The sequence below is a fragment of the Gluconobacter sp. GP1 genome (genome assembly GCF_032913585.1).
Taxonomy (GTDB): domain Bacteria; phylum Pseudomonadota; class Alphaproteobacteria; order Acetobacterales; family Acetobacteraceae; genus Gluconobacter; species Gluconobacter cerinus.
The window spans coordinates 207,853-232,203 of the sequence record NZ_JASGXC010000002.1; the positions used below are offsets into that span (position 1 = coordinate 207,853).

The 24,351-nt window shown below is 57.2% G+C and carries 24 protein-coding genes and 1 riboswitch; of the genes, 12 read left to right on the forward strand and 12 right to left on the reverse strand.

Features of this window, described 5'->3' with window-relative positions; genetic code table 11:
* Positions 1–13: 13 nt before the first annotated feature.
* The gene (locus R5H23_RS05515) at positions 14–907 is read right to left on the reverse strand and encodes a cation diffusion facilitator family transporter (RefSeq protein ID WP_046899993.1); all 894 of its coding nucleotides are present in this window, start codon (positions 905–907) and stop codon (positions 14–16) included.
* A gap of 8 nt (positions 908–915) precedes the next feature.
* Positions 916–1,962: a cation diffusion facilitator family transporter gene (locus R5H23_RS05520; RefSeq protein ID WP_211507303.1), complete on the reverse strand. Its 1,047-nt coding sequence runs from the start codon at positions 1,960–1,962 to the stop codon at positions 916–918.
* Positions 1,963–2,176: 214 nt separating this feature from the next.
* On the opposite strand from R5H23_RS05520, the gene R5H23_RS05525 reads away from it, so the two are divergent.
* On the forward strand, positions 2,177–2,770 hold the full coding sequence (locus R5H23_RS05525; RefSeq protein WP_317214757.1) for a DUF805 domain-containing protein: 594 nt from the start codon (positions 2,177–2,179) through the stop codon (positions 2,768–2,770).
* Here the strand turns inward: R5H23_RS05525 and R5H23_RS05530 are convergent.
* The 3 genes from R5H23_RS05530 to R5H23_RS05540 are packed head-to-tail and all read right to left on the reverse strand — an operon-like array spanning position 2,767 to position 5,353.
* The gene (locus R5H23_RS05530) at positions 2,767–3,567 is read right to left on the reverse strand and encodes an ABC-2 family transporter protein (RefSeq protein WP_317214758.1); all 801 of its coding nucleotides are present in this window, start codon (positions 3,565–3,567) and stop codon (positions 2,767–2,769) included. The two genes, R5H23_RS05525 and R5H23_RS05530, sit on opposite strands and share 4 nt — an antisense overlap.
* Entirely contained in the window at positions 3,564–4,388 is an 825-nt protein-coding gene (locus R5H23_RS05535) for an ABC-2 family transporter protein (RefSeq protein ID WP_203548370.1), read from the reverse strand. The genes R5H23_RS05530 and R5H23_RS05535 overlap by 4 nt, the downstream gene beginning before the upstream one ends.
* Positions 4,385–5,353: an ABC transporter ATP-binding protein gene (locus R5H23_RS05540; RefSeq protein ID WP_317214759.1), complete on the reverse strand. Its 969-nt coding sequence runs from the start codon at positions 5,351–5,353 to the stop codon at positions 4,385–4,387. Before R5H23_RS05540 ends, R5H23_RS05535 begins: the two co-directional genes overlap by 4 nt.
* 195 nt (positions 5,354–5,548) lie before the next feature.
* Here R5H23_RS05540 and R5H23_RS05545 point away from each other — a divergent pair, with 195 nt between their 5' ends.
* Genes R5H23_RS05545 through R5H23_RS05560 form a run of 4 tightly spaced genes read left to right on the forward strand, consistent with a single transcriptional unit; the run spans position 5,549 to position 8,762 of the window.
* Entirely contained in the window at positions 5,549–6,130 is a 582-nt protein-coding gene (locus tag R5H23_RS05545; RefSeq protein ID WP_317214760.1) for a DJ-1/PfpI family protein, read from the forward strand.
* Between the two features lie 26 nt (positions 6,131–6,156).
* A complete protein-coding gene (locus tag R5H23_RS05550) occupies positions 6,157–6,480 on the forward strand; it encodes a ribbon-helix-helix domain-containing protein (RefSeq protein ID WP_211495949.1) in 324 nt (107 codons plus the stop codon).
* A gap of 60 nt (positions 6,481–6,540) precedes the next feature.
* Entirely contained in the window at positions 6,541–7,158 is a 618-nt protein-coding gene (locus R5H23_RS05555; protein ID WP_064273814.1) for a TIGR00645 family protein, read from the forward strand.
* Positions 7,155–8,762 carry an FAD-dependent protein gene (locus tag R5H23_RS05560; RefSeq protein ID WP_317214761.1) on the forward strand — a complete coding sequence of 536 codons (1,608 nt, stop codon included), beginning with the start codon at positions 7,155–7,157 and terminating at the stop codon, positions 8,760–8,762. Before R5H23_RS05555 ends, R5H23_RS05560 begins: the two co-directional genes overlap by 4 nt.
* Here the strand turns inward: R5H23_RS05560 and R5H23_RS05565 are convergent.
* Positions 8,759–10,045 (reverse strand): MFS transporter, encoded by a 1,287-nt coding sequence (locus R5H23_RS05565; protein ID WP_046899984.1) that lies wholly within the window; start codon positions 10,043–10,045, stop codon positions 8,759–8,761. The two genes, R5H23_RS05560 and R5H23_RS05565, sit on opposite strands and share 4 nt — an antisense overlap.
* A gap of 336 nt (positions 10,046–10,381) precedes the next feature.
* Between R5H23_RS05565 and R5H23_RS05570 the strand changes: the two genes are divergently transcribed.
* A complete protein-coding gene (locus R5H23_RS05570) occupies positions 10,382–11,275 on the forward strand; it encodes an EAL domain-containing protein (protein ID WP_317214764.1) in 894 nt (297 codons plus the stop codon).
* A gap of 53 nt (positions 11,276–11,328) precedes the next feature.
* On the opposite strand, the gene R5H23_RS05575 is transcribed toward R5H23_RS05570, so the two are convergent.
* Both R5H23_RS05575 and R5H23_RS05580 read right to left on the reverse strand, forming a co-directional pair.
* Positions 11,329–11,688: a YidB family protein gene (locus R5H23_RS05575; RefSeq protein WP_086634368.1), complete on the reverse strand. Its 360-nt coding sequence runs from the start codon at positions 11,686–11,688 to the stop codon at positions 11,329–11,331.
* 131 nt (positions 11,689–11,819) lie between these two features.
* Positions 11,820–12,524, reverse strand: coding sequence for a pirin family protein (locus R5H23_RS05580; RefSeq protein ID WP_317214766.1), 705 nt, complete (start codon positions 12,522–12,524; stop codon positions 11,820–11,822).
* Between the two features lie 112 nt (positions 12,525–12,636).
* Here R5H23_RS05580 and R5H23_RS05585 point away from each other — a divergent pair, with 112 nt between their 5' ends.
* Positions 12,637–13,590, forward strand: a complete 954-nt coding sequence (locus tag R5H23_RS05585; protein ID WP_317214767.1) for a LysR family transcriptional regulator — start codon at positions 12,637–12,639, stop codon at positions 13,588–13,590.
* Entirely contained in the window at positions 13,587–14,798 is a 1,212-nt protein-coding gene (hemA, locus tag R5H23_RS05590; RefSeq protein WP_317214768.1) for a 5-aminolevulinate synthase, read from the forward strand. Before R5H23_RS05585 ends, hemA begins: the two co-directional genes overlap by 4 nt.
* 75 nt (positions 14,799–14,873) lie before the next feature.
* Here the strand turns inward: hemA and R5H23_RS05595 are convergent, their stop codons facing one another.
* Complete coding sequence (locus R5H23_RS05595; protein WP_249207414.1) at positions 14,874–15,221, reverse strand: gamma-glutamylcyclotransferase family protein; 348 nt, start codon at positions 15,219–15,221, stop codon at positions 14,874–14,876.
* Positions 15,222–15,252: 31 nt separating this feature from the next.
* Positions 15,253–15,750 (reverse strand): DUF1543 domain-containing protein, encoded by a 498-nt coding sequence (locus R5H23_RS05600; RefSeq protein WP_317214770.1) that lies wholly within the window; start codon positions 15,748–15,750, stop codon positions 15,253–15,255.
* Positions 15,751–15,849: 99 nt separating this feature from the next.
* A riboswitch (TPP riboswitch) is annotated at positions 15,850–15,999 on the forward strand.
* Positions 16,000–16,057: 58 nt separating this feature from the next.
* On the opposite strand from R5H23_RS05600, the gene thiC reads away from it, so the two are divergent.
* The 4 genes from thiC to purF are packed head-to-tail and all read left to right on the forward strand — an operon-like array spanning position 16,058 to position 20,313.
* Positions 16,058–17,911 (forward strand): phosphomethylpyrimidine synthase ThiC, encoded by a 1,854-nt coding sequence (thiC, locus tag R5H23_RS05605; protein ID WP_317214771.1) that lies wholly within the window; start codon positions 16,058–16,060, stop codon positions 17,909–17,911.
* 13 nt (positions 17,912–17,924) lie between these two features.
* Positions 17,925–18,281, forward strand: coding sequence for a hypothetical protein (locus tag R5H23_RS05610; protein ID WP_086634373.1), 357 nt, complete (start codon positions 17,925–17,927; stop codon positions 18,279–18,281).
* A 3-nt stretch (positions 18,282–18,284) separates the two neighbouring features.
* A complete protein-coding gene (locus tag R5H23_RS05615; protein ID WP_086634374.1) occupies positions 18,285–18,848 on the forward strand; it encodes a CvpA family protein in 564 nt (187 codons plus the stop codon).
* A gap of 25 nt (positions 18,849–18,873) precedes the next feature.
* Positions 18,874–20,313, forward strand: coding sequence for an amidophosphoribosyltransferase (purF, locus tag R5H23_RS05620; RefSeq protein WP_046899973.1), 1,440 nt, complete (start codon positions 18,874–18,876; stop codon positions 20,311–20,313).
* 87 nt (positions 20,314–20,400) lie between these two features.
* Here the strand turns inward: purF and R5H23_RS05625 are convergent, their stop codons facing one another.
* A complete protein-coding gene (locus R5H23_RS05625; protein ID WP_317214772.1) occupies positions 20,401–22,605 on the reverse strand; it encodes a histidine kinase dimerization/phosphoacceptor domain -containing protein in 2,205 nt (734 codons plus the stop codon).
* Positions 22,606–22,760: 155 nt separating this feature from the next.
* On the reverse strand, positions 22,761–24,263 hold the full coding sequence (locus R5H23_RS05630) for a S10 family peptidase (protein WP_086634375.1): 1,503 nt from the start codon (positions 24,261–24,263) through the stop codon (positions 22,761–22,763).
* Between the last annotated feature and the right edge of the window lie 88 nt (positions 24,264–24,351).

Below are 24,351 nucleotides of genomic sequence, written 5' to 3' on the forward strand. Positions count from 1 at the left end.
ATGTCCGAAGCTGTCAGGACAGAACCAGAACGCCGGAATGCTTGGCCTTGTCAGCAGGTTCTACGTGAATATGGATCGAAGCCCGGCCCAGTTCTTTCCGCAGACCCGCTTCAATACAGTCGCAGATTTCATGCGCGTCATGCACACTCATTTCGCTCGGAACGACGAGGTGGAACTCGACGAAATGTAAGGGGCCCACTTTCCGCAGGCGCAGATCATGCGCTTCGAGAGCGCCCGTTCCGCTTGAGGAAATGACAGCCTTTACGGTTTCCACCGCCTCTGTGCCCGGAATTTCATCCATAAGACCTGACATGGACAGGCTCATCATCGAGAAGCCGGCCCGCAGAACGTTCAGGGCAACCAGGGCAGACAGAACTGCGTCCAGCCGGTCCCATTTGATGACGGGGATCAGGGACACGCCGATAACCAGCGCAACAGTCGCCCAGACGTCTGACTGAACGTGCTCGCCCGCAGCCAGCAAGGCCTGTGAGGAGTTCTTCCGGCCGAACCCGATGAGAATGCGTGCCCAGACCAGATTAACGACACCCGCGAGCGCATTCAGTGCAACACCCTGGAAAGGGGCATGAACCGGCGTTGGATGCATCCAGTCATGTACGGCCACGACGAGAATGCCGAGTGCCGTCAGAACAACTAGAACGCCTTCAATAACAGCGGACAGGTATTCTGCTTTGCCGTGGCCATAAGGGTGATTGTCGTCAGCCGGCAGGGCCGCAATGGAGAGCGCCCACAGGGTGCCGAATGCCGCAATGACATTCAGAATGGTTTCAATGGCATCAGACAGCAGCGCATCTGAGCCGGAGACCCAGAATGCTGCGTACTTGATGGCCAGAACCACTACGCTCACCCCAATGGAAGCGTAGGCAATCTTGATACGTGTGGACGTCATTGAAGCTCTCAGCAGCAGACCTGTTGAAGATCGCAGGACGCTGGTGGACTTTCGATCTGGAAGGTGGGGTGAGAAATTTTGAACTTGTCACGCAGGAGGATTGTGGCCTGCGTGATGATCTGTTCGGGGCTTTGCTGTGCCGTCTCATCCCGCAGTAGGTGGACCGTAAGAGCTGTTTCTGTCGTGCTCATCGGCCAGATGTGCAGGTGATGCAGTCCACTGACGCCGGGAACGGCCAGTAGGGCAGCCTGAACGTCCGCGGGTACAATCCCGGCAGGAACGCCATCCAGTGACAGCGAGACCGACCCTTTGAGCAGAGACCATGTCGCAACAATGATGGACACAGAGACAATCAGGCTGACGATCGGATCAATGATCTGAAAGCCTGTCCATGTGATCAGGAGACCTGCAATCACAACGGCAAAGGCCATCATGGCATCAGACGCCATATGCATGAACGCACCGCGAATATTGAGGTCGTTCGAGGCCCCCTTCATGAAAAGGAGGGCGGTAAACGCATTGACCGCAATTCCGACGAGCGCCACCCAACTAACGACCGATCCCTCTACGGGCGCATTCGCGAAAAGACGAACGATGGATTCCCAGATGATCCCACCCGTCACCAGCAGCAGGACCGTCGCATTCACGAAGGCCGCAAGAATGGTGGAACGACGCAGGCCATAGGTGAAACGTGTCGTGGGTGCACGGCGGGCCAGGCTTTCCGCCAGCCATGCTGCGCCAAGGCCCAGAATGTCCGACAGGTTGTGCCCTGCGTCTGCCAGAAGGGACAGCGAGTGTGCCCAGACCCCCCAGAGGGCTTCGGCCACAACATAAATTGTGTTCAGGACGATCCCGATGGCGAACGCACGGCCGAAATTCGCCGGTGCATGCGTATGCGGACGTCCAAAACCAAACCCATGATCGTGCCCGTCACAGCCCTCATGGTCATGATCCTGGTGATCATGAGAGGCATGGTCGTGCCCATCTGCATGAGAATGGTCATGATCGGTGTGGTCATGGCCGTGTGCGCACGTATGGCTGTGATCTGATGTCATGTCCGGGCAAATCTGTGGCTGGGGTCTCGCATCATATAGCATCTCGTTCCATCAACCCAAGCGATGATCTGGCTCGTCCAGAATTGTCAGTGCGCGCATGTTGATAGAGCACGGTTTTTCAACGCTGTGGGTGGACGCGTCGGTTATATTCCGTAACAAAGAGGAGACCTAGCCCTGCAATGTCAGCAGAGGGGGACTTGCAGGGAGAGTGTCCATGAAAGGCACCGTTCTCGGATTTGATGTTCAGACGGGCGAAGGCGTGATCCTGAATGATCAGGACGTCCGGTATACATTTTCGAAAATGAACTGGCGGGACACTCTGGCGCCCATGAAGGGGCAGCGGGTGGATTTCGAGCCTTGGGGCACAATGGCCAACAATGTGTTTCTGGATATTCAGGCCGGGCAGTTTGCGTCTGTGCCCGCTGCGGACATGTCTTTCACTGACGCCGTTCGCAGCTGTTTCCGCCGAGCAACAGACTTTCAGGGTCGCTCCCGCCGAAAGGAGTACTGGTACTTCAGGATTGTTGAAATCTGCTGGACGATACTGGTCTCCGTGATTTCCGATGATCTCAAACACAGTGGCAGTGTTATTGCAGGGCTGCTGAACCTTCTCCTCATCCTGCCCTGCCTCTACATGTTCGTTGTAGATCTCAGTGTGTCTGTCAGGAGGTTGCACGATACCGGCCGGTCAGGCTGGTGGATGCTCCTGTACTTTACGGTGATTGGAATGATTCCGGTGTGGATCATGATGTGCTTCGACACTGACTATCGCATCAACAAGTGGGGATATCCGGCCAAACAGCCCTAACTCCCGCTTGAAACATATCCGGCTACGCCTCTCTGCCAGCACAGAACCATCAGGCCAAGGAACGCAAAGCCCATCCCCGGAGACAGCAGGCCGAACCAGAGAGGCATGCCCAAAGGGTCAGGATGGTTCAGCATGGCCAGAGCCGGATAGTAACAGACGGCCGACAGCGGCAGCGCCCATGTCAGGAAGCTACGGAGCCAGCGCGCGAACATGGTAAGCGGGTATTGTCCTGCTTCCACGCCGCCATAGGTCAGGACGTTCACAACCTCCAGCCCTTCGACCGTTACGAAGCACAGGGCGGCCTGCCCAATCAGAACGCCCAGAAACATGGCGGCTCCACCCGTCACTGCCCAAGGCAAAAGCCAGACTGTCGCCCATGAGACATGTGGCGAGAGCCAGAAACCTGCTCCCATAACGAATGCCCCCTGAAGGAAGCGCCCGATCGGGCGAAGTCTCAGTTCGTGGCCAAGAAGCAGGACGAGTGTTGAGCGTGGGCGAAGAAGAAGGCGGTCAAATGAACCTGTCTTGACGTATTCGCCGCCAAAAACCTCAAAGCCGCGGCCAAGGGTTTCGGCAATCGCGAAAGACACGTTTACCAGTCCGTATAGAACGGCCACGGCGCCAATATCCCAGCCCGCGATGCTGCCAAACCGCTGGAACAAGCTCCAGATTCCGAAGAAGCTCAGCAGGGTGGTGACGAAATTTCCAATTAACTGAAGCGCGAATGTCCCGGGATACCGCAGTTGTGCCTTGATCGAGGCTGCTGCCATCCGTCGGTAGAGGGAAAATGCATTCATGCGCCCTGAACCTCCATCCGGGAGATGGTGCGATGCATCCAGAAGCGCCCCACAAGCGTGAGTACGGCCAGCCAGAAACATTGAATGCCCAACGCGGTCAGAACGCCGCCCGGGATGGCCATGCCCATGTAAAGCCGGATGGGAATGTCAGAAATTCCGGCAAAAGGCTGGAACAGGAGCAACTCACGCGCCCAATCGGGATAAAGCGGCAGCGGCAGGAGCATTCCTGAGAGCAGAACAGCCAAGGGTGTGCCGACAGCATACGTTCCGAGCGGCGATAACGTTCGGGCCGTGACGATATTCCACCACATCACGATGCTTGCAGAGATGAAAGCACCAAGGATGAAGGAGCACAGAGCCAGCATTGCGGCCCACAATGAGGCTGGCGGGGCAAGGCTCCAACCATTCAGCCCAACGAGGGCGGCGAGCGGCCCTGCGACAGCGGCAAGAAGAACTGCGCGCGGAATGGCGTTGCCAAGAAGACGGGCAAGCGAGGCCGAAAGCCACCAGTTCCACAGATCGACGGGGCGCAACAGGTCATAGACAATTGCTCCGCTCTTGGCCGCTTCACCAATAGCGGGGAGGCAGCCAAGAGGAAGCAGGGTGAAAAGGGATTGCTGGATCCAGGTGTACGTCATGGCCTGACGCAGCGTCATGGGAGCATCCACGCCGGGGGCATGATGGTAAACCGCAGCATAGGCCATGAGGGAAATCGCGCCGAACCACATCTGCGCCACAAGCCCCGCCAGTACCGCAAGACGATATCGCAGACCAATTTTCCATTGCAGGACGAAGGACGTCACATAGGGTTTGATGGTCACGATGCGTGGTCCGCGTAGAAACGTGTAATAATTTCTTCAATCGCCGGGCGCCCGATCCGCAGATCACCCAAGCCCGGTAGTGTTGAAAGATGCGCCACAAGAACAGGCGCGGGCAGGCGTTGCGGATCAAACGTGATCGTCACGCTGCGAGAGCCACGCGCGGTTTCTGTCGCGCCATCGGGCAGGAACAGGTCTGGCAGAGGTCCGATAAAATCGGCTTCCAGAATTCGCTCCGACAGAGTGGTCGCCTGAAGGGCTTCAAACGGGCTGTCGGCAAGAATACGACCGTGACCGATGACGATGACCCGGTCTGCCAATGCTTCGATATCATGCATGTCATGCGTGGTCAGAAGCACTGTCGTGCCGCGCTCGCGTCGCAGATCCCGCACAAACGCGCGCACCGCCAGCTTGGACGGGGCATCCAACCCGATCGTGGGTTCATCCAGAATGATCACATCAGGATCATGGATCAGGGCAGCGGCGATTTCTGCCCGCATGCGCTGGCCGAGAGACAACTGCCGGACGGACTGATCCATGATGCCGGGCAGATCCAGCGCATCCGCCAGACGCTCCCGGTTTCGAAGGAACCTCGCTGGCTCCACGCTGTAAATATCCCGGAGAAGCGCCAGTCCTTCTCCAACGGAAAGATCCCACCAGAGCTGCGTGCGCTGGCCAAACACCACGCCAATCCGCGCGACATGTGCGATCCGGTTTTCCCAAGGGATCAGGTTGCCAACGCGGACGGTCCCGGAGGTCGGGCGCAGAATACCCGCCAGTATTTTGATGGCAGTAGATTTCCCAGCGCCGTTCGGCCCGATGAAACCGGCAATCTCGCCTGCGGGGACGGTGAAAGAAATGCCGTCCAGAGCCGTGATTTCGCGCGTTTTTCCACGCCAGCTGCCGCCATCACGGACCTGATATGTCTTGCGGAGGTCATGTACCTCAATCGCGGCAGCATTCTTCATGACGGAACAGGGCCTTCTGACGGCACCAGAGTGCCATGACGGAACGGAATAATAGTTCTGCGTGAGCTCTCATATTCAGGCAAGTGGGAGGCCATGGTGGCAGAGCGGAATGTCGTCACCACCTATTACCCACGCGCTTCCCGGATACGGTAAGACGGGAGCAGTATTGTGAACCTTGATTGTCAGGATGATCCAATGGCCGGTAAACGTATTCTCATGCTCGCAGGTGATTTCGTTGAAGATTACGAGATCATGGTGCCATTTCAGATGCTGCTGATGGTGGGACACAAGGTTGATGTGGTGTCGCCGGGCAAGAAGGCTGGAGAGCAGGTGGCAACGGCCATCCACGATTTCGAAGGCCATCAGACGTACACTGAAAAGCGCGGTCATAACTTCACGCTGAACGCCACATATGCAGCCGCAAAAGCGGAAGACTATGATGCACTGGTCATTCCCGGCGGCCGTGCCCCAGAGCAGCTCAGCACCGATGAAAGCGTGCTGGACCTGATCCGCGCTTTTGTCACGGCTGACAAACCGATTGCCGCTGTCTGCCATGGCCCGCAGCTTCTCGCCGCAGCGAATGTCATTTCAGGTCGCAAGGTCTCTGCTTATCCGGCCTGCCGGGCTGAAATGATCCTTGCGGGGGCTGACTATCAGGCCATCGCAATTGATGGCGCTGTGACAGACGGCAAGCTCGTAACAGCGCCGGCCTGGCCAGCACATCCGGCATGGATTGGTCAGTTCCTGAAGGTTCTGGGAACCAAAATCGAAGCCTGAGCCTTTGTTCCGTCAGGAGAGCCCATATGTGTGAACTCTATGTCCGTGCCGATCCGATCTTCTATGAAAGCCGCACGCGGTCGCTGCGGATTCATGGGGTCGTAACGACGATCCGGCTGGAAAACATGTTCTGGGACATCCTGACGGAAATCGCGGCGGCAGATGGCATGACCGTCAATCAGCTCATCACCAAGCTTTCGGACGAAATTCTCGAACTTCGTGGTGAACTGCCAAATATGGCGTCGTTTTTGCGCGTCAGCTGCCTTCGCTATCTGGACCGGGAACGTCGCGTGCCGTCAGGTTCCAGTTCCGCCGTTGGTCAGACTGTTGCCTTGCGTCGTGTTGGATAATCGATACGGCGCAGCAAAGAGGCATTGGCGGAAACGCTCGCAAAATCGTACAGAAGGACCATGACGACTCCTTCTTCCCCACAGGGCCAGAAACCTGGCAGCAATCCCTTGTCCTCGCGACGCGCAGAACACGTCATGGAACGTGCCTTCTTCGCAACCCGCTGGATTGCCGCACCGCTTTATTTCGGCCTGACCATCGGGCTGCTGCTGGTGGCCTTCAAGTTCTTCCAGCAGCTTCTGGGTCTTGTTCTCAAGGCAACAGGGCTGGATTTCGATGACGTTTTCGTTGGTGTGCTGGATCTGATCGATCTGGTCCTGCTGGCGAACCTGCTGCTGATCGTCATGTTCTCGGGCTACGAGAACTTTGTTTCCCGTCTCGATATCCGTCAGCACGAAGACTATCCGTCATGGATTGGTCACGTGACGTTCGGGGATATCAAGATCAAGCTCATGGCGTCCATCGTCGCCATGTCTGCCATCCATGTTCTGGCTGATTTCATTCGTGTGGATGACACCTCCACACGCGCTCTGGAATGGAGCGTCGGGATTCATCTGGCCTTCGTTGTGTCCGGTGTTCTGATGGCCGTCATGGATCGCATCATGGAAGGTTCGCCGGATACGCATCACGCCGATCCGCAGCCTGACGCCGCCCAGCACAAAGAAAAGCACGACGCATGATTCGCCTGACAGAACTGCGCCTGCCGCTGGAGCACTCTGAAGAGGCGCTCCGGGAGGCGGTGCTGACGCGCCTCAATATCCCGTCCGAGGCCCTGAAAAGTTTCAAGATCGCCCGCCGCGGCTACGATGCCCGCAAGCGCGGTCACATCGTTCTGGTGTACAGCATCGACTGTGACGTGACGGACGAGGCGTCTGTCCTTGCGGCCCACGAAGCGGACCAGCATGTTCGCTCCACGCCAGACACAACCTATCATCTTCCCAAAGCCACGTTGCCCGAGGGGATGCCGCGCCCTGTGGTTATCGGGGCAGGCCCTTGCGGGATCATGGCGGCGCTGACGCTCGCACAAGCTGGTCTCAAGCCTATCATCATCGAGCGTGGAAAAGAGGTTCGCGCCCGAACTGTTGATACGTTTGCCCTTTGGCGGAAATCTGTTCTTACGCCCGAGAGCAACGTCCAGTTTGGAGAAGGTGGAGCCGGAACGTTCTCTGACGGCAAGCTCTACTCTGGCGTGTCCGACCCCCGCAATCTGGGCCGACGTGTCATTGAAGAGTTTGTTCGGGCGGGTGCGCCGGAAGAGATCCTGTACGTCTCCAAGCCCCATATCGGGACCTTCCGACTGGTCACGATGGTGATGTTCATCCGCGAGGAAATCGAGCGTCTCGGCGGCGAGTACCGGTTTGAGACGCGCGTCGATGGCTTTGACATGGAGGGTGAGGGAACGGAACGCCGTTTGCGAGGTCTACGCCTTTCAACGGGAGAGACCCTGCCTGCGGAGCGCGTTATCCTGGCCGTTGGGCATTCCGCACGCGACACCTTCGAAATGCTCCGTGATGCGAATGTCGCTATGGACGCCAAGCCGTTCTCTATCGGTGTACGGATCGAACATCCCCAGTCTGTCATTGATACAGCCCGTTTCGGCTCATACGCCGGGAACGACCTGCTCGGTGCCGCCGATTACAAGCTGGTTCATCACGCGTCGAATGGACGGGCTGTGTATTCGTTCTGCATGTGCCCGGGCGGACAGGTCGTGGCGGCGACGTCTGAAATCGGACAGGTCGTGACCAATGGCATGAGCCAGTATTCCCGTGCCGAGCGGAATGCGAACAGTGGAATTGTCGTTGAAGTGACGCCGGAAAAGGACTTTCCGAACGATGTTCTGGCCGGCGTCGAACTTCAGCGGAAATGGGAAAAGGCAGCATTTGTGGCCGGTGGCGGTGATTACCGTGCTCCTGCCCAGCGCGTCGGGGATTTTCTGGCCGGTCGCCCTTCCTCAACGCTGGGGGACGTCGTGCCGTCCTACCAGCCAGGTGTGACGCCGACTGATCTGACGCTCTGCCTGCCGGATTTTGTTTCGGACGCCATTCGTGAGGCCTTGCCGCGTTTTGAGCGCAAGTTAAAGGGCTTCTCGATGGATGATGCTGTCATGACCGGAGTGGAAACGCGTACGTCTTCCCCGATCCGGCTTCAGCGAGACCGTGATGGCCAGAGTCCAACATTGCGTGGGCTTTTCCCTGCGGGCGAAGGGGCGGGCTATGCCGGCGGTATCCTGTCCGCCGGCATAGATGGAATCCGTACCGCCGAGTGGCTGGCAGCCTCTCTTTAAGAGGCTGCTTCTTCATCGCCTTCCATGGTTTCGCCCGGAAGGTGCTTCGGCTGAAGCAGGGCGATACCGGCCGTGACGGCACTGGACCCGACCACGAAGGCTTCCGCAGTGAGCGGGAGCGTGATCGGTGTCCGGCCAATTCCCGGAATCAGCCATCCGGCAATACCCTGCCCGATAGACCCTAAAGCATAACCCAGCCCCATGCCGAAGCTACGTGTCTCGGAAGGGAAGCATTTCGCCAGATAATGCGGCACGAGGGCGAAGATACCGGATGCAGCAGCGCCCATGACGAAGGCTGCCGTCAGCAGCATGCTCCAGGACGGAGCGCTCAGGAACGGCCAGATTGTCAAAACGACAATCGCAATCGCCCCAAGCATGACCTTCAGGTCACCCCATCGTTCTGCCAGCCAGCCACACAGGATTTTTCCAGCGAACGATCCGATGCAGTAGAGGGTAATGGGAATGAAGATGTCCTGTGGTGTCAGGTGATGGCTGCCACGCAGGATCGTCGGGTAAAATGTGTAAATGGCCGCTTTCTGAAATTCCAGAAATGCCATGAAGGCAATTGCCTGTATGGCCGCTCCGTTCAGGCGGAATTTTACCTTGGGAAGAGGCTGTGTCGGCGTTTTGGCCTGACCGGCCGCGCGGTCTGCCCGGTTCCGCAGCCAGACGGGGCTTTCCTTGACCCCGAGACGAATGAAAATCGCCAGAAGAGCAGGCGCCAGTCCGATGAAGAACAGCACGCGCCAGCCATAATGCGGCAGGATCAGAGCCTGCGCACCAGCTGCTGCAAAATATCCGACTTCATAACCTGACATCATGAGCGCAGACGCCATCGGGCGTGTCCAGGCGGGAACACTTTCCATCAGCAGGGCTGCAGAGGCGGTCCATTCACCACCAAAACCGATGCCAAACAGGAACTGAACAATGCCCAGCATCAGAAGACTGTGGGACAGACCCGTCATGGCAGAAAAAACACCGAACCAGACCACGCCGAGCATAAAGGCCAGACGACGGCCATAACGGTCCGCGAGCCAGCCCCAGCTTGTATTGCCTATGGCGCGTCCAAGGGATTGGGCCGTCAGAACCATTCCCAGTGTGCCGATGGTGCAGCTGAAATCATGAGCGATGTCCGGCAGTGTGAACATCAGGGATGTCTGGTCAAAAGCGTCCAGAAACCATCCCAGAAAGGACGCGAACGTCACCTGCCAGAAAGGGAGCAAAGCCTTGAGAGAGTTGCGGGAAGACGTGTTCGGGGCGGAGCGAGCGAGAGCATCCGTCATCAACAATGTCCTGACAGGCAGATTGAACCTGCGCGCTTGAAGGAAGTGGCACGGAAAATCCGCTTGAGCAGAATCGGTAGCAGAATTGTCCTGATTGAGCGAACGAAGAATTTCACTCTTGGTTCCACAGCCATTTTGTTGCGACCCCACGGGAAAGTGAGCGGGAAATGGGAGTTGTTAAGGGAAAATTAGCCTTCTCCCGTCATTCTGTCGCACAGATGGAACAGGAGATGTTCGAAATTGGATGATGCAGGACGGGATGTCAGTTTTGCGGACGCAGCCTCATTTGGTCCCGGAGTGACTGGCGCTGTGACCAGAGACCGGAGAGATGATCCTGTGAGGTCCGAGACGAATATTTCTCCGACGAGTGCCACAATGTTCGCCACCACCCTGCGCAGTCGCCGGGCGCGCCAGAAAAGTGCACTGCCGCCTTTGCGATGGCTGCCTCGGATGGGGGCTGGCCGAGCGGGAATGGAAAAGCTGATTGGTGCTCAGGTGGACATGAGTCAGCTCTGGTTGGCTATTCCCCGACGGACCGTGAGGCGAAGTCGTCGCAAGCCACTTGAGCAGCAGCAGAGAGAGTTTGATCTGGAGCTCCTGCAGGTTGCCTGTACGCAGGCCGCGAGCTGGCCAGAGGGTATGCGGCTCATGGTTTCACTTGAAGACGATCAGGCGCCTGACACCGCTTTTAATGGTCGTTTGAACAGTGTTCTGGATCAGAGTGGGTTCCCGATTTCACGTCTAGATCTGGTTTTCCAGGAAAGCGGGATTGCTCAGGAGGAGCGCGAAGTCTGTTACACGCTGGCCTCTCTTCGGGACCGTGGCGTTCAGATCTTCACGAACGGGTTTGGCTCATCGGTCTCCAGTCTGACTTTGCTGAGAGAACGCGCCATCAGCGGCCTGTTGGATGGCGTGCAGTTTGATCTCGCAGTTCTGTCTGCATCAACGCTGTCCTGGAGTTTGCAGGGGAATGTGCCAGAGCTCGATGAAGGTGCAGTTGTTTTCTATCGCGCCGCTCTTGAAGCCGTCAAAGCGCTGGGCTTGTGCATTCGTGCCACGGGTGTGGACACGCCAAAGCAACTGGAATTCGTTCAGAAAACCGGTTGCTCCGAGGCGTCTGGCCTTATTTTGGCGGGCGCTGAAACGACCGCTCAGATTACCGAGCGGTTCGCCAGTGTAGACGGTCGGTCAAGACGACGACGTATGACCCGGACAGCCGAAGGGCTGTAGCCGGCAAAACCGGCCGCTCTCTACAAACATAAAAAGAGCTGCCGGTTATGACTTCAGATCTTGCATTGGTACTGGAACAGGCGCTCTGGATCCACGCGAAGCAGATTAGCAAGCATCGGGAGGACTTGTGTCAGAGCATCCTCAATCGCTTCAAGCGACTGTCCCGTCTGGTCTGCAATATACTTGAGATGCTTCTCACCCATGAGCGTTTCGACTTCCTTGGGGGTGAGCGGGTTGGTTTCCGTGTTGTGAATTTCGCTCACACGGGTGGCAAGGTGACAGTCGTCACGCATCAGACGGATTGTCACTTCCGTCAGGCCAGATCTGTCCATGCTTGCATTGCTCAGCCAGTCCCCAAAGCGGACGAACAGCGAGGTTGATTTCTGGCCTTTGGTCTCAGTCGTGGTTGTCATGACCCGTACTCCTCATCAAGGGAGAAACTGGCCGCATCCGGTGGGACTTGGCCCTGTCATAACAACGTTTGAGGAAGGCGTGTGTAGCATGGGGCGGAAACACCTTTGCGTGATGTTTCCGCCCTTCCGCATCAGTCTAACGGGCCACTTTCTACCAGCACAATTTCTGCGTTTTCCAGGGCAGTCATGACGATGGTTTCCACATCCGTCAGAGCTGCCCCGTCCCGCGTTGCAACGGTGCGACCCTCGATTTCCAGACTTCCTGTTGCGGGTACGAGATAGGAAAAGTTCTCCCGGCTCGTTTCGAAAGTCAGGGTCTCGCCCGCTTTTAGGGTTGCCCCCAGAACGCGTCCCTTGGCGCGGATCGGCAGAGCGTCATCCTCTGGAAAGCCGGACGCAAGAGTTACAAACCTTCCGCTGCGGGCGTCCTTAGGAAAAGGACGGGTGCCCCAGCTGGGCGTGCCACCTGGTTCATTGGGGATGATCCAGATCTGGAAGAGGGTGGTGTCTTCGGTTTCCTTATTGAACTCGGCATGGACGATGCCGCTGCCGGCAGACATGACCTGAACGTCACCAGCTTCCGTACGGCCTTTGTTGCCAAGGCTGTCTTCGTGAGAAATGGCTCCGGTGCGAACATAGGTGATGATTTCCATGTCCTTGTGCGGATGAGCGCCGAAGCCTGTCCCACCTTCGATTTTATCATCGTTCCAGACGCGCAGACGGCCCCAGTGCATGCGGTGCCGATCCGTGTAGCCAGCGAAAGAGAAATGATGCCGGGCGTCCAGCCATCCATGGTTGGCGTGGCCAAGCGAGGAGAAGGGTCTGATATCGAGCATTGGTCGCTCCTCAGTAAAGGTTATGGCCTTCAAGATGGGCGCGATGTGGCGTAAAGAAAATGGAATTGATGGAAATGTAAAGTTTCCATAAAGCGCATCTTAGAGAGGCTGTATGCTCCCCGATCTGGAAGGCTGGGCTGTTTTTGCCCGTGTCGCTGAAAGCGGCTCGTTTGCCTCTGCCGCGCGCACTCTTGGGCTGTCCCCGCCTACAGTGTCCAAGGTGATTGCGCGTCTGGAGCATCGCCTGAAAACGACTCTCTTTCAGCGGAGTGCGCGTCATCTTTCCCTGACATCGGCCGGAGTTGCGTGCCTGGAACGTGCCCGGCGGATGTTGGCTGATGGCGAAGGATTGGAAGCAGAATTACGGGAAGGCTCAGTCAGCCCGAGAGGAACGATCCGCCTGGCGGCTCCCATGGGGTTCGGGCTGGATATTCTCGGACCTGTTTTGCCGGAATTTATGGACCGGTATCCGGATATTTCCATGGAGATTGATCTGGATGATCGGACCGTCGATCTGCTGAGTGGCCGGTTTGAAGCAGCCGTCCGCATCACACCGGGAGACCTCGCCCCCGTAACCAACGGAGGAGCTCATCTTCTTTGTCGTTCCGTGATGCGGCTGGTCTGTTCGCCACAGATGAAGGAGAGACTCGGGACGATCGAAAAGCCGGAAGATCTTTCAGGCAATGCAGGGTTGCTCTACGCGAATTCCGATCTGCCAGACCTGCTTCGACTTACGCATGAGAGCGGCCAGCAGGCCTCTGTTCGTCTGCGAAGCAGGATGATGGTGAATAGTGGGGACATGCTTTTGCCCGCGCTCCGAAATGGCTCAGGCCTAGCGCTTCTGCCAGATTTCATGCTGCGGAGGGATCTGGATGCGGGGCGATTGGTTGAGGTTCTGCCCAGGTGGCGGGGCAGTGTTCTGTCGGTCTGGTTCATGGTCGTGGGGTGTGGTGCCACCCGGATGCAGATGCCTGCGCGGCTCCGTGTTCTGCTGGCCTATCTGGAGCAGGCCCTTGGCGGAAAGATTTCACAGGATTACAGTGCCGCGCAGGAGAAAACGCGATGAATTATGATGCGATGTTCCAGTCCGCCCTGGACGGTCTGCGCGCCGATGGCAGCTACCGTTACTTTGCGGAACTTGAGCGCCGGTCCGGCAATTTCCCGAAAGCCTATCATCATGGGCTCGGTCGTGACGTCACAGTGTGGTGTTCCAACGATTATCTCGGCATGGGGCAACACCCGGAAGTCCTCAAGGCGATGCATGATGCCCTTGATGAGACGGGCGCTGGCGCAGGTGGAACGCGCAACATTTCCGGCACGAACCACTATCATGTGGAACTGGAAAAAGAGCTGGCTTCCCTTCACGGGAAAGAAAGTGCCCTGCTTTTCAACTCGGGCTATCTGTCCAACTGGGTAACGCTCTGCACTATTGCGGGCCGTCTGCGGAACTGTGTGGTTCTGTCTGATGAACTGAACCATGCCTCCATGATTGAGGGCATCCGTCATTCCCGCGCTGAAAAGCAGATTTTCCGTCACAACGATGTGGAAGATCTGGAGCGTCGCCTGAAGGAACTTCCAGCAGACGTCCCCAAGATCATCGCGTTCGAGTCCGTCTATTCCATGGATGGCGATATCGCCCCGATCGAAGCGTTCTGTGATCTGGCCGACAAATACGGCGCCATGACTTACCTTGATGAAGTTCATGCCGTGGGCATGTATGGTGATCACGGTGCAGGCGTTGCTGAGAAGCTGGGCCTGTCCCATCGTCTGACGGTGATCGAAGGGACGCTCGGCAAGGGTTATGGCGTCGTGGGTGGCTATATTGCTGCCTCTGCACCGCTTTGCGATTTCGTGCGCTCTTTCGGTTCAGGCTTCATTTTCTCCACGGCTCTGCCGCCGATGATTGCTGCGGGTGCGCTGGCCAGCGTCCGTTATCTCAAGCGCAGCAGCGCAGAACGTGAAGGACAGCAGCGCGCTGTAGCCTATCTGCGGGCCGCTCTGGACAAGGCAGGCATTCCGCATGTCGGCAATCCGAGCCATATCGTACCCGTCATGGTGGGCGAGGCTGAGCTATGTCGGGATCTCTCCGATGAGTTGCTGAACCGCTTCGGGCATTATATCCAGCCGATTAATTTCCCGACCGTCCCGCGCGGAACGGAGCGTCTGCGTCTGACGCCGACGCCGCTTCATACAAACGAAGCAATTGACGAACTGGTTGAAGCACTCTCTACGCTTTGGTGCGAACGTCAGCTCAAGCGCTCTGAGGCTGCCTGAAGTCAGGTAGGCCAGCGTTCTGAATTCTGGAAAAGGCAGCCGGGTCACTGGCTGCCTTTTTTGATTCCAAGCTGGTTAGGCGAGCACGTAGACCCACGCATTTTTGCCTGAGCGCAGTGTAACTTGCACCCTCTTGTAGCTGGACACTTCATAAGCATCCGCAGCAAGAAGCTCAGCTTCAGTGATGCAGAAGACTTGCCCTGTGATTTCGTCCTGTGGATTGTCACTCGGGTGAATAACAGGATGAAAGCGTTTGCCGCTGGCCTTGATGACAGCAGCATCCGTGATTTCCATCATCGACGCCTGATAGCCCGTCATCGCATCCTCCTCGCCATGCAGCAGGCGACCGAATGAGGAAAGCTGAACCTCGGGTTGCTGGAGTGTTCCGTAGGAAAACAGGTAAACCGGCATCTGGTGAGGCATGAGTAGCTCCGTGAGATATAGCGCAGGGACGTCAGATCTTTCGGTAGCCTTGCCAAAGCGCTGTGACAGGGTGCCCGTCGTCCTGTGGAGTCAGATGGATATAAAGCCCGTCAATCTGTTCCAGAGGCAGGCAGTCATCCACTTCCATGAAGTTGTCGCGGTGGCGATGGTCATAGCCCGGTAATAGGGTCTTTTTGGCCTTTGCCTTGGCATCCTCTGCCGATGCGGCGACGAGGAAGGTAAAAGCGTGCTCTTCCTTCAACTCACCGGCCGCATATCCACCCATATTGATGAAATAGAGTGATTGGGCGCCTGCAGGTTTTTCAGGACTGAGTGTGACGGCGTGTCCGTCCGCCCATGTGATGATGCCGTAGGCATCGACGTGCAGGGAATTCCGAACCCCAAACCAGTGTTCTGCAAGTGATGGATAAGCATCTTCCGGCTTGTTCGCGATTGCAAACTGAACATCATGAACTTCGATGTTCGCGCCGGGTGCTGCGCCACCGAGATAGAAAACATACAGGTTCAAGAGCGTGTCTCCTCAAAACGTAAAGCAGGTCATAGCTGTTTCCCCGGCTCACTTCACGGTGAAACGCATTGACAGGACGAAGCTGATGCGATGAGTGTGGCCCCTACCAGGGGGAGCTTCGCCAAAAGAAGCTGAGAGGTCACTGAAGGACTGTAAGGTCTGCGGTGTGACGACCCTGCCGGGTGCATCCTGCATCCGGGAAACCTGATCCGGTTAGAACCGGCGGAGGGAATGGTGTTGAGACACAACGAAACTGGCTTTGCCAGCGGTGCGTGCTGTTGCTCCCTCTGCCTCAGAGGGGGCGAACATGGGTGACATTCCACAAAATCTGAACCAGAGACCAGCTGTAGGCCATGTGACGACAGGCCCGATTCAGGGTTCCTGCAAGAAGTGGTCCGAAGCGCCGGGACGCCCGGATATTCTGGTTCCATATCGCGAAATTGCGCTGCATCCGTCAGCGAATGAAGCGCCTGTCAGAGTTTATGACACGTCTGGTCCTTATACAGACACGTCTGTCACGATTGATGTGACGAAGGGCCTCTCGGCTCCACGTGCAGAATGGCTTGCCAAGCGGGGCTTCGAGCGGGTTGCAGCGCGGGCCGTCAAGCCGGAAGACAACGGCTTCGCAAGCGAGGCGCAAGCTGTTCCAGCGTGTCCGGCACCGCACGAAGTCTATTCGGGTGAGGGTGCACAGCACGTCACGCAGTATGAATACGCAAGGGCCGGGATCATCACGGAAGAGATGATCTATATTGCTCATCGCGAAAACGTCTGCCGTGCTGAAATGGCAGAGGGAGCGGAAGAGCGCCGGGCAGATGGCGAAGATTTCGGTGCGGAAATTCCAGCGTTCATCACGCCAGAATTCGTGCGCGAAGAAGTGGGGCGGGGGCGGGCTGTCATTCCCGCCAATATCAACCATCCGGAACTTGAGCCGGTTATTATTGGCCGCAACTTCCTTGTGAAGGTGAACGCCAATATCGGCAATTCGGCTGTGACGTCTTCTGCGGCCGAAGAGGTGGAAAAACTGGTCTGGTCCATCCGCTGGGGCGCGGACACGGTGATGGATCTCTCTACAGGCCGAAACATTCACAACATCCGTGACTGGATCATGCGGAACTCTCCAGTGCCGATCGGCACGGTGCCGCTGTATCAGGCGCTGGAGAAGGTGAATGGTGTTCCTGAGAAGCTGACGTGGGAGATCTTCCGCGACACGCTGATCGAACAGGCCGAGCAGGGCGTGGATTATTTCACAATTCATGCTGGTGTCCGCCTTCAGCACATCCCGCTGACAGCAAAGCGTACGACGGGAATTGTCTCCCGTGGTGGCTCCATCATGGCGTCCTGGTGTCTGGCGCATCATCGTGAGAGCTTTCTCTACGAGCACTTCGAAGAAATCTGCGACATCATGCGCCGGTATGACATCACCTTTTCCCTGGGGGATGGGCTGCGTCCGGGGTCGATTGCCGACGCAAATGATGCGGCGCAGTTTGCTGAACTGACGACGTTGGGTGAACTGACGAAAGTGGCCTGGGCAAAGGGCTGCCAGGTCATGATTGAAGGGCCAGGTCATGTGCCGATGCACAAGATCAAGGTCAACATGACCAAGCAGCTTAAGGAATGTGGCGAAGCGCCGTTCTATACGCTTGGCCCGCTAACGACCGACATTGCGCCGGGCTATGATCACATCACGTCGGGTATCGGGGCGGCCATGATTGGCTGGTTCGGGACGGCGATGCTTTGCTACGTGACACCGAAGGAGCATCTGGGTCTGCCGGACCGCTCAGACGTGAAGACGGGTGTCATAACCTACCGGATTGCGGCTCATGCTGCTGATCTGGCAAAGGGGCATCCAGCAGCTCAGTTGCGGGATGACGCACTGTCCCGTGCACGGTTCGAGTTCCGGTGGGAAGATCAGTTCAATCTGGCGCTGGACCCGGATACGGCACGGAGCTTCCACGACGAAACGCTTCCAAAAGAGGCTCACAAGACGGCGCATTTCTGTTCGATGTGCGGCCCGAAGTTCTGCTCCATGAAGATCAGCCATGACATTCGCCGTGAGGCAGAACGTCAGGATGGGATGGCGCAGATGAGTGAAGTCTTTCAGGAACATGGTGCAAAACTTTATGTTCCGGAAAATGAAGTAGAAACGATTGCGGAATAACACCTGACGCGGAATGATTGAGGGTGATGGCCTTGCGTCCATAGGCCATCACCCTCATCATAGAGTGATGCCGCTTAAGGAAGACCTTCTCCCATTCCGGAAAACCCGCAAAGTCACGAAACTGGCGACCCGGCTGGGCAATTCGGCTTCAAACTGCGTTCTGCATGTCATGGTCAATGATCGCGCCGGTTTGGTCCGTGAAAGTGCGGCTTTCGTCGGTCTTCTTGAGAAGGTGTGGAAAGCTCGCGGCGTTGAAGCTGATCAGGTCTGGGCAGAACTGAACGAAAGAATCCGCCTTGCGGAAGAACTTCGTGCTAATGGCATCCGACCGCGTAAAGGCGGCCACTACCGTTCCACCAAATTGCCCTGAGCCATGCCCTCTCTTCCAGATCTGTCTCATATTTCGCCGGATGACCTGAGCCGGCTGGATATCGGCGTGCTGATCGTGATTGGTCTGTCTGCTCTTTGGGGGCTGACACGCGGTTTTACCACAGAGCTTTCCGGGCTTGTCGCCTGGGCTTCGGCCGTCATTCTCACCTATCGGTTCCATGCTGCCCTGGTTCCATGGATTTCTCCCTATCTGCATGAGAGCTGGTTGGCGGAGAGCGCAAGCGCGGCAGTCCTGTTCATCGTCATCCTGCTGACGCTGACGACGATTGCCGGGCGTGTGGGTGCAGCGGTGAGGGGCACTCTTTTTGGCGGCGTAGACCGCATATTGGGCGCTATTTTCGGCATTCTGCGCGGATATGTGATGCTGATCGCACTTTATCTGCTGGCGGGGTCTTTTTTCGGGTCCTGGACCTCCTACCTGATGCAGGGAAGCTTCACCGGGCCATATATTGAGGCCGGAGCATCCCGACTTGCCGGTTATCTGCCACATTCATTGCAACCACATCTTGCATCGCCGCCCACAAGCGGTCATGACGCGTCGTTGTGAACCCAGTCCGGAAAGGCCGAACTGCATGACTGCCTCCGATACTCTCAACCGTCCTTACGAGGAATGTGGCGTTTTCGGCGTCTGGGGCGTGCCTGATGCGTCTGCCCTGACCGCTCTTGGACTCCATGCGCTTCAGCATCGTGGTCAGGAAGCTGCCGGAATCGTCAGTTTCGATAACGAACGGTTCCATCAGCACAAAGGTCTGGGGCTGGTCGGTGATGTCTTCGGAGACAGCCGTGTCATGGCAACGCTGCCTGGGAGTGTTGCCATCGGTCATAACCGATACGCTACCACAGGCGGAACGCATGTCCGGAATGTGCAGCCTCTGTATGCGGATTACGAGTTCGGTGGTCTGGCCGTTGCCCATAACGGAAATCTGACCAATTCTGCCACACTGAAGCAGGCGCTGGTAAAGCGCGGATGTATCTTCCATTCCTCCACGGATACGGAAGTCTTCATCCATCTCATCGCCATTTCCCTCTATACCACCGTGCTCGATCGCTTCATTGACGCCGTCAAGCAGGTGAAGGGGGCTTACTCCCTCATTACCCTGACGCCCGATGACGGCCTGATTGGCATGCGTGACCCATTGGGCGTTCGTCCGCTGGTTCTGGGTCGGATGCCGGGTTACGAAGATTCGAATGGTGGCTGGGTTCTTTCCAGTGAGACCTGTGCGCTCGACATCATTGGTGCGGAATATGTTCGGGACATCGAGCCCGGCGAAATCGTGGTGATAAACTCTGAGGGGCTTCGGTCCCTTCGCCCGTTTGGCGATCAGGGTGGGCGCTTCTGTGTTTTTGAATACATCTACTTTGCACGGCCTGATTCAGTGCTTGAAGGCCAGCCTGTCTATGAAGCCCGCAAGCGCATCGGTGCAGAGCTGGCACGCGAGACGGCAGTCGAAGCAGACGTTGTCGTGCCAGTGCCGGACTCCGGCGTACCGTCTGCGATCGGATATGCGGCTGAGAGCGGTATCCCGTTTGAGCTGGGCATTATCCGCAATCATTACGTCGGCCGGACATTCATTGAGCCAACGGATCAGATCCGGAATCTTGGCGTGAAGATGAAGCATTCCGCCAATCGTCCGGTTCTGGCTGGACGTCGGGTCGTTCTGGTCGATGACTCGATTGTACGTGGAACGACGTCTCGCAAGATTGTGGATATGGTGCGCGCGGCCGGTGCGACGGAAGTGCATATGCGCATTACGTCCCCGCCAACGCGCCATCCTTGCTTCTATGGCATTGATACGCCCGAAGAGAGCAAGCTGATGGCGGCAACCCATACGATGGAAGAAATGGCGGCCGTTATTGGCGTGGATAGCCTCGCCTTCATCAGTTTTGATGGCCTCTATCGGGCGCTGGGTCATGAAAGTCGTACGGATGGCGCAGGTCGCTACTGCGATGCCTGTTTCACGGGTGATTATCCGATCACGCTCGTGGACAAAGAAGGTAATCTGGTTTCCTGAGTGATATTCGCTCTATTGCGACCTTATAAAAAAAGCGCCTGCTCTCATGAGGGAGCAGGCGCTTTTTTTGTGCTCGGAAAGATGCTTTCAGGAATACAGACCGTCAGGAATGTCTTCATGCGCTGAGGCAGGTCCGTTGATGTCGAGCGGCACAGCCATGACAGCCTCAAGGCCCGGGGAAAGCGGCGTATAGGTGAGGGTACCACCAAGGCTTCCGACGACAGCCTTCATCATGCGTGTCCCGAAACCATTTCCGTTCAGATTGATATCATGACGGCCCTGATCGGAAACAGTCAGCGTCAGACGGTCGCCAGTGACGGAAAGCGAGAGGTAAAGCGGACCGGCCTGGCCACCGTAGGCATATTTGCTGGCATTGATGACTAGTTCCGTCAGCACCAGCCCTACATTGATGGCGCGGTCTGCCGAAATGGAGACGGGTGATAGAACCATGCGAAGTTGCGCCTGCCATTCCTCGCCAAGTGAAGAGCAGAGCTCTTCCATCAACTCTTCAAGGTAGCGGCTCAGATCAACCATGCCCATCTGATCGCCACGATACAGACGCCGATGAACCAGCCCGATGGCCGCAATTCGGTGCTGGGCTTCAGAAAGGGCTTCGGTGGTTTCTTCGTTCGTGGACGTCCGGGCCTGAAGCTTCAGGAAAGATGCCACCATTTGCAGTGAATTCTGCACACGATGGTTTACCTCACGGATCAGGAAGTCTTTCTGTTGAATCAGGCTTTCGCGCTCCTGAACTGTTGCCGTCAGGGTCGCATTCAGCTCACGGAGTTGCTGGGTCTGATAATCGGCAATCAGGCTGCGGCGGAGACGACGGGCAGCCTGCTTCTGTTCTGTCGTCCATCGATGGGAATGACCCAGAACGGTCTGCTCCCAGGACTCAAAAGATTTGCGAGGATGCAGAATCCCGTCGTGGTCAGGCGCTCCCTTGTGAGGATTGCCAGCCCACTCAATGACCTGAACGATCTCGACCCGGCTCCAGACAAGCGTCAGGGAGGTTCGGAAAGGCAGTGTGATGGCCAGAATTCCGGCAGAAGCCTCGGGCCACATTTCTGCGGGAGGGTAGTCCTTGCCCAGGCAGGAGCTACAGAAAATCCCGCCGTTGCTGCCCAGGCGGAGCCAGTCACGAATGGCCAGGAGATCCGAATGTTCAGGAACCTTGCCAGACGTTTTGATCTCTTTCTGATCAATGACTGCAAAGCCATCGCAGGGAAACAGGCTGCGTAACTCCGTGACGGATCGCTGCAGGTTGTCCTTTACGGACGCGGCAGGGTCGAAATGGGACGTCGCGAACTCAATCGCATTCCTCAGGCGCAGACGCTCCTGATACGTGATGAGTTCTTCCTTGTTCCGAAGCTGACGTGACATGACGCCAGCGAGCGTCCGGCATGCGGCTCTGATGTCCTCGGAGAGAATGCGCGGTGTCGCGTTGTGGCAGGTGATCATGCCCCACAGAATGCCGTCCACAACCAGGGAGATGGAGGCTGAGGCCGCCACGCCCATGTTCGACATATATTGCAAATGAACGGGTGAGATGCTGCGAAGCTGAACATCACTCAGGTCGATGCCTGTGGTGCCAGCCTCAACGGGGCGAATAGGGGCAGCTTCATAATGAATGTCTGGAATGACACGGATACGGTTGCGCAGATAAAGCGCACGCGCCTGCCGGGGAATATCGCTGGCCGGAAAGTGGTGGTTCATGAGGGATGGGAAAGCCTCATTGCGCTTTTCCCCCATCACGCAGCCAGAGCCGTCTTCCTGAAAGCGGTAGACAAGCACACGATCAAATTCGGTCAGCTTCGCGAAGACCTGTGCGCCGTGATGGCACACGGCGGCAATGTCCGGGCAACGCTCGAAACGATCAGCTGTGGCATCAATCTGGCTGAAGATTTCCCACGTCAGGAAATTACGACTGTCCAGAGGCTCCAGCTCGACCAGAAGGTGCTCGCCAGAGACGTGGAACTGGGCATTGAACGTCTCATCCTGCAGGCCGGAGACCCGGGTATTATTCAGGGCCTTGCCGCCTGACTGTTTCAGCCCATCCGCTGGAATGTTCAGAAGATCAGGTAGGCTCTGGCCCAGCCAGTTCGGATTGAGGCGCGCTTCCAGATCGCCTGCGCCGGCAATAATCTGAAGAGTATCGGCCTTGGCAATCAGGAGAAGCCCGTAGGGCTGGATCGCATCCGGGCGATGGATCTGCTCACGATCACAGGATGTGAGCAGCGCATCTGAAAGGGGCTGCCCCGACTGGAGAGAGATCTTCGACGATAAGGTCAAGGTCTGAAAATCCCTCTTGGCGGAAATGCAGAAAGTGTTTGGTCTTGTCATCTAGGCAGGGGCTGCTCGAAAAGCAAACCCCTGTGAAAATACGACAATTCAACAGGAATATATCGTGAACCTTAAGGTTTTCGGCCCCCTGTTGTCAATTTGGCTTACTGCTGGATTGCGTCCTGCTGCATCCAGGATGCGACGTCCAGAGACAGGGCATGACGGCTGGCCGGGCGCGTATAGAGCATGTGGCCACCCTGATAGAGATGCAGGGAAACGCGGTCTGCTCCGACCGTCAGATGGTCCTTCATCCAGCGGGCTGTACCGAATGGGCAGGCAAGATCGTAGTACCCGTTTGCAACGAACACACGCAGACCGGGATCAAGCGCCAGAAGACGGTTCAGAACCGGAATCTGATGGATGGGAGCGGGGCCGTTCTCGCTCCATTTCCAGCTTGAATTGACCTTGAAGGAGAGCAGATCATAGGTCAGCGGAGTCTGGAAACCGAGGTCGTTGGCGGCATAACCAGAGAACGCGTTGCCATAGGCCCGGCCAAAGCCAAACAGCGTTGGGTCAGGGCTCTCGTCCAGACCGTCTGCCGCAGGGTCGGCAATCGTCTGCGTAAAGTCATACAGGCCGTGAAGGCGACCGTTCTGGGACATGACGTCATGCGACCCGATAGCCGGCACACCATGCTGGCGTGTCACCACATCTTCCGGAAGACCCGTACGGTGAGCGACTTCGGCGTAGAATGTCTTTCCGTCTTCGCCACTGGGAATTTTGCCCGCAACCTTGGGAAGATAAGTGCCCATCGCCCATTCATACGCTGCATCAGCCGACTGTTGGGTGACGTTCGGGCTTTCATGCGCCGAAATCAGGCTGGGGATCATGAGGGCAGCAGACAGAGGGTTCTCGTCCGTGTCCAGAAGCGGCATCTCGATGGCAGGCGACAGCATCACGACGCCGTTCAACAGAATTCCCTGTTCCATCTGAAGCGCATTGGCGACTTGAATGGAGCGGATGCCACCATAGCTTTCACCCACCAGATAATGCGGTGAGGACTGGCGACTGTTCTTGGCTGTCCAGAGCTGGATGGCCTTGGCAAACGTGCTGGCGTCCTGTTTGACGCCGTAGAACTGGTCTCCAGCTTTGGCCGTATCGAGCGGGCGGGAATAGCCCGTGCCCACGGCATCGAAGAAGACCATGTCCGTGAATGGAAGCCAGCTATCCGGATTGTCACCAAGCTTCGCGTGGGTGCCGTCGGTTGCATCCTTGGGAGGCATGGTCAGGGCGACCGGGCCTGCGGCGCCAAGGTTCAGGTAGGCTGTTGCGGCACCGGGGCCACCGTTGAAGAAATACGAGACAGGACGCTTGGCGTCCGCTGCGCCATCCTTGGTGTAGGACACGTAGAACATGCGCGCCGTCGGCTTCCCATCGGGGCCACGGAGGGTCAGGGTGCCAGCATGCGCGGTGTAGGCGATGCCATTCAGATGATGCTTCGTAACGGAGTCAGTGGGTAGCAGAGCGGCTTCACCGGTAAAGCTGTCTGAGGCCTTGGCTGCGTCAGCTTTGGGCGTGTCCTTCGGGGCATCTGCCGCCAGGGCAGGAAAGGCAGAAACGGGTGAAAGAAGGGACAGGGCAAGCAGCAGCGCGCGGCGGGACATCATCTGTCTGTCATCTCCGATGAGAATTGCAGGGTTGTTTCTGCCCTACCAGCACGGATGCTCGTCTGCCACCGGCCCCGCATGAAGTTTT